Here is a 2,804-nt window from a genome sequence, read left to right as displayed (position 1 = left end):
CAAACAATATATTTCGGGCATTGAAAAACCAAAATTTGAATTAAATAACGTTACTGACTGATATTGTTGAGCGATCAACTTGTTAGTAACAAAGGGTGCTTGTCAACCACCCAAACGTAGCCACATTAAGGTAGGAGATTAGGCTTGCCTAACCATTTGAACTACTGACACGCAAGTGTCGTGAGTTACAAGCCCCCGAACTTGTTCGGGGGTAGTTGACACTATATGTATCAATCAAAAAGGAGAAACAAAATGAAACGTTCATATTATAAAGTATTTATTGGACGCTTAACTTCAATTCGTTTGTACTTTGCACCGAATTTAAAAATCGCAAAACACTTAAAAATCTTGCGTAATGATGGTTGGGATAAGCGCGCTATTCGCTATTATATTGGTAGTATCGCTTATCGTTTACACCAAAATGATTCGATTGATTATTCATTTGAACAAGCACATGAAGTTGGATCAGACCTATACGCGGGGATGTTAGCGAACTCTAATCTTTCCCCTAAAGAAAAATTAGCTTTAATGTTAGACAAACATTTGGGGGCTAAAATTGATAATTTAGCTTTTTGCAACTTAATCCTCCTGGAGCATTTAAGATGCGCAATGCCATTTCACCGTTAAGTCCTTACTTTGTTTTAATACGTGATTTGGTAATTCAAGCTTTTCACCGTACTAAAGAAAAAAGTTTGAATGGCTCTGATTTAGGTAAAAAAATCCACTTATTTAGAAGTCAATTAGATTTAACTTACATTACATATATTCGTCAATATTTTGGATTACGAAGTCGTCTAAGACCAAACGCCACTGATTTTGATAGACTGCAAGAATTTATGTTTGATAATAAAGTTGAAGCGGACTATTCAACTGGATCAAGTTTTCACAATCGTTTCCACGATGAATTTACTTATCCTAAAAACATGAAGGTCCAATTGATGAAAGATTCGAAAAAACGCCGCTTAAATAATGGCCGCATGGTCGAATTTATCATCAACCTGGATACTTTGAACTTTGAATCTGAATGGGATGCTTATGCTAAACACATGAAAGATGGTAAAGTGATTGCCGATGCGAAATTATATAGCGATGAAGAATTGCGGATGATCGCTAACACCGAATCATTTAACTACGGTTTACCTTACGGGGGCAAGGAAAATCACGTGCCGCGCTACTACAAGCAAACCCACAACACCATGGATGTTAAGCACCCTGCTGACCCTGCTTTACGTCGTCAAGCAACGAAATATTATCGTTTCCAAAAAGATTACAATAAAGGTGGCCGTTACGCTGATATCGTTAAAAACGGTCTTGTCGATATTAAAGCCTGGCAAAAAGTGCCCCTTCAAAAGCGTCAAGCTACTTATGATAAATATGTCGCAGCACTGCAAGCAAACAAAGCAAGTAATCAAGGAATCGCCCAATTCTTACAAAAATAACGAAAAGGAAGATAGTTTTTTCTATCTTCTTTTTTTGGTATACTGAATTGTTAGATAACTTAAATTTTAGAAAAGAGGGATATTGTGCAAAAATTAAAAGGAAACTTAATTTTGACGGTCGTTGCGATTATTTGGGGAATTGCATTTGTTGCCCAAGATACCGCCAGTCAGCATGTCGGCGCTTTTACTTTTAATGCTGCAAGAAATATTTTAGCAACCTTAAGTTAGGAATTTTAGTCTTAAAAAAACACCAAAGCATTCCGAAAAAACAAAAACTTATCTCCAAAAAAGATTGGATCGCCGGATTTTGGATTGGCTTTATCTTATTTATCGCTGAATTCTTACAACAAACCGGGATTGGTAGTTATCCCCCAAGTGCCGCTGCTTCTGGCAGATCGGGGTTCATTACTTCGATATATGTCGTTATCGTGGCGCTTTGTGCGTGGTTTATTGGCCGTAATCGTAATCCGATTATCTTTTTGGCGGTTTTGTTTGGGTTAGCGGGGATGTATTTTCTTTGCATTACCAACAGCTTAAATAACATTTATTTTGGCGATATCTTGAATTTTCTCTCCGCGTTTGCGTTTGCGGGCCACATTTTAGTGATTGATTATTATCGTAATCATGATAGTTTAATCATTTCTTGGCTCCAATTTATTTTTGCGGGTGGGTTCGCCTTGATTCTCGCCCTTTTCATCGAGCATCCCGCCCTCACTGATATCTTGCAAGCGGCTTTACCAATCGCATATGCAGGGATTATTTCAAGCGGCGTGGGGTATACATTACAAATTATCGGGCAAAAATATGCCGATCCAACGGCTTCATCAATCATTTTAAGTACCGAAGCAGTCTTTTCTGCCATCGCAGGTTGGCTAATTTTAAATCAAGTAATGTCCCCTCGCGAAATCTTTGGCGCAACCTTAGTCTTTGCCGCCGTGATTATCGCGCAAATCCCTGATATCATTAAATTTTCAAAAAAATCACTATAAAAAATCCTTGTACACGCAATTTTGAGTTGCTGCACAAGGATTTTTTATTGCTCTAATTCGTTGTCCCAAGCAAGAATACCGCCTTCAACGTTATAAATTTTATGCCCTAATTCGGTTAATAAATTGGCGACTTGCCTAGAACGATTGCCTGAACGACACATCAAGTAATATATTTGGTCTTGTTCAAGTTCATCTTTCCAATGGCGTAATTGACTCATTGGCTTATTGATAGCGCCTTTAACATGACCTTCAATAAATTCAAAGGGTTCTCTAACATCGATAAGATTTATCTTTTCTTCTTTTAGTTTTTGTGCTAATTGCTTTGTATTAACTGTTTGCACGCTTTTTACCTCTCTTTTTGGCTTATTTTTTTATC

General features: G+C 37.4%; 5 protein-coding genes. 4 read left to right on the top strand and 1 reads right to left on the bottom strand.

Annotated features, from left to right (window positions below; genetic code table 11):
- Positions 1 to 252 precede the first annotated feature (252 nt).
- The 4 genes from JCM14209_RS09940 (at position 253) to JCM14209_RS09790 (ending at position 2,428) form a co-directional block, all read left to right on the top strand.
- Positions 253 to 627 carry a hypothetical protein gene (locus JCM14209_RS09940; RefSeq protein ID WP_081774095.1) on the top strand — a complete coding sequence of 125 codons (375 nt, stop codon included), beginning with the start codon at positions 253 to 255 and terminating at the stop codon, positions 625 to 627.
- Complete coding sequence (locus JCM14209_RS09560) at positions 603 to 1,439, top strand: DUF3114 domain-containing protein (RefSeq protein WP_081774094.1); 837 nt, start codon at positions 603 to 605, stop codon at positions 1,437 to 1,439. The genes JCM14209_RS09940 and JCM14209_RS09560 overlap by 25 nt, the downstream gene beginning before the upstream one ends.
- Before the next feature lie 84 nt (positions 1,440 to 1,523).
- The gene (locus JCM14209_RS10095) at positions 1,524 to 1,667 is read left to right on the top strand and encodes a hypothetical protein (RefSeq protein WP_155830706.1); all 144 of its coding nucleotides are present in this window, start codon (positions 1,524 to 1,526) and stop codon (positions 1,665 to 1,667) included.
- Between the two features lie 200 nt (positions 1,668 to 1,867).
- The gene (locus JCM14209_RS09790) at positions 1,868 to 2,428 is read left to right on the top strand and encodes a DMT family transporter (RefSeq protein ID WP_051523446.1); all 561 of its coding nucleotides are present in this window, start codon (positions 1,868 to 1,870) and stop codon (positions 2,426 to 2,428) included.
- Between the two features lie 44 nt (positions 2,429 to 2,472).
- On the opposite strand, the gene JCM14209_RS08455 is transcribed toward JCM14209_RS09790, so the two are convergent.
- Complete coding sequence (locus JCM14209_RS08455) at positions 2,473 to 2,769, bottom strand: rhodanese-like domain-containing protein (protein WP_025023028.1); 297 nt, start codon at positions 2,767 to 2,769, stop codon at positions 2,473 to 2,475.
- Between the last annotated feature and the right edge of the window lie 35 nt (positions 2,770 to 2,804).

The organism is Ligilactobacillus hayakitensis DSM 18933 = JCM 14209, from assembly GCF_000615845.1.
In the GTDB taxonomy this organism is placed as follows: Bacteria; Bacillota; Bacilli; order Lactobacillales; family Lactobacillaceae; genus Ligilactobacillus; species Ligilactobacillus hayakitensis.
The sequence above is the reverse complement of the archived record's forward strand: the minus strand, read 5'-3'. Positions and strand labels throughout refer to the sequence as shown.

Excerpts from the sequence above, each read along its gene's own strand:
- JCM14209_RS09560 (WP_081774094.1), top strand. The coding sequence starts at position 603 with ATGCGCAATGCCATTTCACCGTTAAGTCCTTACTTTGTTTTAATACGT.
- JCM14209_RS09940 (WP_081774095.1), top strand. The coding sequence starts at position 253 with ATGAAACGTTCATATTATAAAGTATTTATTGGACGCTTAACTTCAATT.